The following is a 5,521-nucleotide window of genomic DNA, read 5'->3' as shown; positions in this document are numbered from 1 at the left end:
GTCTTTAATATATAAAAAAGAATAAATCTTATAATTTACAAATCCATGAAAATATTACTACATCTTGTATTAATTTATGAAAATAAGGATATAGAATTATTATTTTATCTATATCCTTACTTGTTATTTTTAAAATATATAGTTTATATCAAATTTAACACTTTCAACAATATTTCCTAAATATGTTTTTATGCTTTCAACTTCTTCTAAGGATTTTAATTTATTTTCAGTATAAATTGCTTTATCAAGAATATTGAATCTTAAACCTATTTCATCAAAATATTCATGATTTAAAACTTTATACCAATGATTTCTTTCTTTAGACCATCTAGTAGATATAGAATCAGCTTCTTTTTGAGCTTTTTCCCATTCTTCATTTTCTATAGATTTCTCCAATATAGATATATTGTTTTTGTAATCTTCTGTAAAATCATATAGTTTGTTATTAACATAAAATCCAAATAGCATAAATAAAACAGCCCATAGTATAACAAATGTTGTAGATTTCAATATTAATCACCCTTCTTATTTTGAATAAATATTTTGTCATTTTCATCTAAAACACAAATAAGAACATCTTTAAAAGTTTCTATGTGGTTAGACTTTAAGATACCCATTAACCAGTTAGTATCTTTTTCAGCCATATCAAGATTTTTATTTATTATTTTACCATCCAATATAAGTGGAATTGGTAAATGATTATAAGCTCTTGGAGGAGTACTATTGTAACTTGATGCTGGAACCACACTTAAATTACCATCAGTCTCTAAAATAGCATATTGTACATCTTTTAAGTTAAAGTAACCTTGAATTCTCAATTGCTCTAATAACTCATCTATACTAACTCTTTCTTTTTTAAGTTCATTATATACAATCTTTCCTTTGTCAATTAAGACAGAAGGTTTACCTGATAAAAATGAACTTAATTTTCTACTTTTTAAGGATAAAAATGAAATTAGAGTCTGCATAATTACAAGGCCAGTTATTGCTGCAACACCATTTATAATTGGTATATTATTATTTTCCATTGGGACTGATGCAACTTCTGCAATTAAAAGTGTTATGACCAAGTCAAAACAGTTCATTTCAGCTATTTCACCTTTTCCCATGACTCTAAGTGCAATCAACACTGTTATGTATAATATAATACTTCTTATTAATACCACTGTCATATCTATCAATTACTCCTTTAAAAAATATTTACACTAAGTTAGTATATCCCATATAAAAAAATTAATTCAGATTATAAAAAATACCTTAAACAATTGAATTCAATTATTTAAGGCACTCTTGATAATCTCAATATTAAATTTTTTATAGATTTTCTATTACTTTTATTTATCTTAACTACAGATTCAACAAAATTCTTTTTGTCACCTAATTTCAATACAAAATCAGGGTATTCTTCAACTTCGTTGATCTTTATCAATTTAAAAGAAGAAGATAAGTTTTTAAAACTAATAATTTTAGAATTATTTACTAATACACTTCTCTTTTTAAAATAAATGTCTTTTTTACTTATATTTAATATATTGAATATTTGTTTAAGGTACATTATTATATCCTCTGGAGTTTTGTCAAATTTAAGTTCAAAATTTTCATCCTCAAAGTAGGGAATATAATATAAAGGATTTTTAATAGGAGGTAGTTTATTGTACAATTCTTCAAGTGTATTAGTATCTTTAGGATAGTTAAGGTAAAAGCATTTACATACATTCATTAAATCCATAGCATCTGAAAGTGAATTATGTTTAATTTCTCCTTCTACAGCAAAAATCTTTTTCATATTTAGTAAAGATAGTTGCTTAGATAAAATTCTATTTTTATATGTAATATGTTGAGATACAAAAGGTTGAATATCAATCATCATATTGAATAGCTCTAAGCAGATACCTGTATATTTATATACTCTAAAGGAATTTAGAAGACCAGCAATATCAAAATCACCCCAATTATATATTGTAACATCACTAAATTTACTAAACCATTTGCAAAAATCATCCATAACATATAAAAGATTATGAGCAGTATCAATTTCTAACTGGTTTAATTTAGTGAGTTTTTTACATTTAGATGAAAGTATCTCATTGTATTTTGGTTTAACTAAAGAATAATAATCATCAACTATATTAAAGCAATTATCGACCAAAACACAACCTATTGAAATCAATTCAGCTCCACTATATTCTAGCTTATATTTATTATCATCTAATATATTAAATTCAAAGTCTATAAATAACTTATATTTCATAAATTAAAAGCACATCCTCATAAATATTTATTTAATGAGATTAAGCGTCATAAGAATCAATATATATAATGATTCTGAACATCAAAGGCTCATTACAACTTTTATTTATTTCGTAATTTAAATCAAAGGAATCTTTTAAGATAGAATTTATAAGTACTCTTTCCCAACCTATTTTTAGATTAACTTTAGCTTCTATCAATTTAGTTTCTATCTTTTTAAATATTTCTATGTTTGCGGGTATTATACTTAGTTCAATATTACTTTTAAATGGGTTAGATTTTAAATCAGTTGTAAGAATATTCTTTAATTCTTCTGTAAGTTCAGAGATTAAATCATTCCCTATATATTCTTTAATTATTTCTTCTCTAATTTCTCTTAAATTTAGCAATATTAACACCTGCTACTTGTATTATAATATGCAGAGTATAGTAAAATTTGATTAAGTTTTTTATTACACTTGCAATAGTAGCTTTTTCCTTTCTGTTTATTTTTATATGATTAATCCATATTAGAAAACTACTAATATGCTTATAAAGAATAGTTTGTTGTATGTTAAAAATAAAAACTGTTAGATTTTCAGAGAATAAAAGCTATATAAAAATGAAGATTATAAAATAGAATCATAAAGATAAGGTGTTTTATTCTCTGAATTCTTTGATACTAAATTCTTAATTTGTTATTTGCCAATTCCTTTTTCTGATAATTTTTCTAGCATATCCTTAGTCATTTTATCTAAATCATAATTAGCTTTAAAATTCCATTCATTTACAGCACTACTACTATCTAATGAATTAGGCCAAGAATCAGCTATACTTTGTCTTACAGGGTCTACATCATACTCTATTGTAAAATAAGGTATGTATTTTTTTATAGAATCAGCTATTTCTTCAGGAGCAAAACTCATAGCAGTGATATTAAAAGCATTTCTATGAATAAGTTTTTCAGCTGGAGCTTCTATTAAATCTACTATAGATTGAAGGGCATCAGGCATGTACATCATATCCATTTTTGTACCTTCTGCTATGTAAGACTTATATTTTTTATTTTTCAATGCTTCATAATATATATCAACTGCATAATCTGTAGTTCCACCACCAGGAGGGGTAACGTAAGAAATAAGACCAGGAAATCTAACTCCTCTAGTATCCACTCCAAATTTTGAATAGTAATAATCACATAGTAATTCACCAGAAACTTTAGTAACGCCATACATAGTATTAGGTCTTTGTAGTGTATCTTGAGGAGTCATATTTTTTGGCGAATTTTCACCAAATGCAGCTATTGAACTAGGTGTAAAAAACTTACAATTCAATTCTCTAGCTATTTCAAGACCATTTATCAATCCATTCATATTTAAATTCCAAGCTTCTAAAGGTTTACTTTCTGCAACGGCCGAAAGCAGAGAAGCTAGATGAATTATAGTATCTACATCATATTTTTTTGCGATTTCAAAGAATCGATTTTTATCTGTGACATCTAATATTTCAAATATACCAGATTCACATACAGGATTTCCTTCTTTTATTCTTCTTGAGCTAGCAATTACATTTTGTTCTCCATATTCATTTCTTAGCTTGATTGTTAATTCTGAACCTATTTGTCCTAATGCACCTGTTATAAGTATTTTTTTCAATTTGCTAACCTCCCTAGAGTTTAATTTATGTATTATTGCTTATTTTTATTTTAGCAAATCTTTTGTTTAAATACAAAGAATTAAACCCATTAATGCATTACTTAATTTAATAAAGCATAATAAATGTTTAAGAATTTTATGTAATAAATATCAAAATTAAGTATATATCATATAGGTAAGATATGGTAATATGAATGTTTATATGTATTATTTATGAAATTGTTTTAAAGAGAGATAAAGTACAAAGAGAGATAAAATGGAGAGTTAATTAAGTTTAAAAAGTGATATTTATAAAATTACTTTTATTTAAATTCTAAATTTATTCTAATGTACTTCATATATATTACATATATAAAGTTTAAAATTACTACAAAGATAAACATTGAGTAAGATTAAAAATTAAATTGATTTGTATAAAAGTTTAAAGGAGATAAATTTATATGTTATATAGAGTTGATAGAGATAAAATATCTAATATTGGAATACTGGAATGTGCTACATTAATAAGAAAACTAGCACAAAAAATAGCTAAAGAAAAGGGGATAAAAGAACAGGAAGCATGGAATGATGCTGTTAGTGTATATAAACAAAAGTATAGGTATTTAGTTTAAATAATAACCTTGATATATCCTTCCAACAAAATCTGAGAATAAAAAAATCCTAATAAACATTTAAAAAAGTAGATGCTAAAAATTATATGTTTTTCTAAATTTATTTTTTATTAAACTAAATCTTAATGAGGTACAAAGATAGAGTATGTGACTAAGTCACAGAAATCAAAGTAAGTTTAGTATATAATAAAATATATAATATTAAGATAGAACAAAGGTAATTCTACAAATAAAAAAGTATTATAAGCATTGAACTGAGTATAAGTGTTATGGTTGGTTTAGTTATAACTTATTATAGTTTTTTTAAAAATATTGACTTATAACATTTGAAGTATTAGACATTTAAATGAGTAAAACTATGAACTTTTTGAAGTAAATACAATTTTAAATTTATAGTTATAATAAAATATTATATAAAAAGATTAATAATATTTTATGTAGATACTACTAAAACACGTAAACTAAAATAAAAATTGAAAGGAAGTATAAAAATGACAAGACCATCAATATATCATAGCCAAGGATACACTTGTGCAGAAGCATTAATAAAATCTTATAATGAGGAACATGATACAGATATACCAATTTCAATAGGAAGTGGCATGGGAGTTGGAATTACTGTAGGGAGTGTTTGTGGAGCTGTAAATGCAGCAGTTGTTATAATAGGATATTTAAATGGACGAAATAATAATTTAGATGAAAATATAGCAAGAAAGTATTCAAGAGAATTAATGAATAAAGTAAGGGATAAATACAGTACAGAAATATGTGCTTCATTGAAAAAAAATAAAGTAGGCTGTGGTGAAATAATAAATTTCACATATGATGCCTTAAATGATATACTAGAAAATCAAAAATAATCTTAAGAAATGAGCATTTCCCATTTAGGGGAGTGCTATTTTTTATTAGATAAATAGTATCTTCTTTTAATATAATTTTTAAATCAATTAAATTATATTTTGATCAATATAATTTAATATATAAAATATTAATTGACAAGAAAAAATATACTATGCTAAATAAAAA

The 5,521-nt window shown here is 24.3% G+C and carries 7 protein-coding genes; 2 read left to right on the top strand and 5 right to left on the bottom strand.

The genetic code is table 11. The features are described 5' to 3' along the window. Positions 1–129: 129 nt before the first annotated feature. From KGF50_RS20110 to KGF50_RS20090, 5 genes are all read right to left on the bottom strand, one after another. Positions 130–510, bottom strand: coding sequence for a DUF4363 family protein (locus KGF50_RS20110; protein WP_227849704.1), 381 nt, complete (start codon positions 508–510; stop codon positions 130–132). 2 nt (positions 511–512) lie between these two features. Further along, positions 513–1,172 (bottom strand): DUF421 domain-containing protein, encoded by a 660-nt coding sequence (locus tag KGF50_RS20105; protein WP_227849703.1) that lies wholly within the window; start codon positions 1,170–1,172, stop codon positions 513–515. Between the two features lie 107 nt (positions 1,173–1,279). Beyond that, the gene (locus KGF50_RS20100; RefSeq protein ID WP_227849702.1) at positions 1,280–2,251 is read right to left on the bottom strand and encodes a 3'-5' exonuclease; all 972 of its coding nucleotides are present in this window, start codon (positions 2,249–2,251) and stop codon (positions 1,280–1,282) included. Between the two features lie 40 nt (positions 2,252–2,291). Next, positions 2,292–2,648 carry a hypothetical protein gene (locus KGF50_RS20095; RefSeq protein ID WP_227849701.1) on the bottom strand — a complete coding sequence of 119 codons (357 nt, stop codon included), beginning with the start codon at positions 2,646–2,648 and terminating at the stop codon, positions 2,292–2,294. A gap of 279 nt (positions 2,649–2,927) precedes the next feature. After that, entirely contained in the window at positions 2,928–3,884 is a 957-nt protein-coding gene (locus tag KGF50_RS20090; protein ID WP_227849700.1) for an L-threonine 3-dehydrogenase, read from the bottom strand. Between the two features lie 440 nt (positions 3,885–4,324). Here KGF50_RS20090 and KGF50_RS20085 point away from each other — a divergent pair, with 440 nt between their 5' ends. After that, on the top strand, positions 4,325–4,495 hold the full coding sequence (locus KGF50_RS20085) for a hypothetical protein (RefSeq protein WP_227435972.1): 171 nt from the start codon (positions 4,325–4,327) through the stop codon (positions 4,493–4,495). Positions 4,496–4,986: 491 nt separating this feature from the next. Then, the gene (locus KGF50_RS20080) at positions 4,987–5,355 is read left to right on the top strand and encodes a C-GCAxxG-C-C family (seleno)protein (protein ID WP_227849699.1); all 369 of its coding nucleotides are present in this window, start codon (positions 4,987–4,989) and stop codon (positions 5,353–5,355) included. Positions 5,356–5,521 lie beyond the last annotated feature (166 nt).

The sequence above is a fragment of the Clostridioides sp. ZZV15-6598 genome (assembly GCF_020657705.1).
GTDB classification, from domain to species: domain Bacteria; phylum Bacillota; class Clostridia; order Peptostreptococcales; family Peptostreptococcaceae; genus Clostridioides; species Clostridioides difficile_F.
Note: the sequence above shows the minus strand (reverse complement) of the source record. Positions and strands in the feature narration are given on the sequence as shown.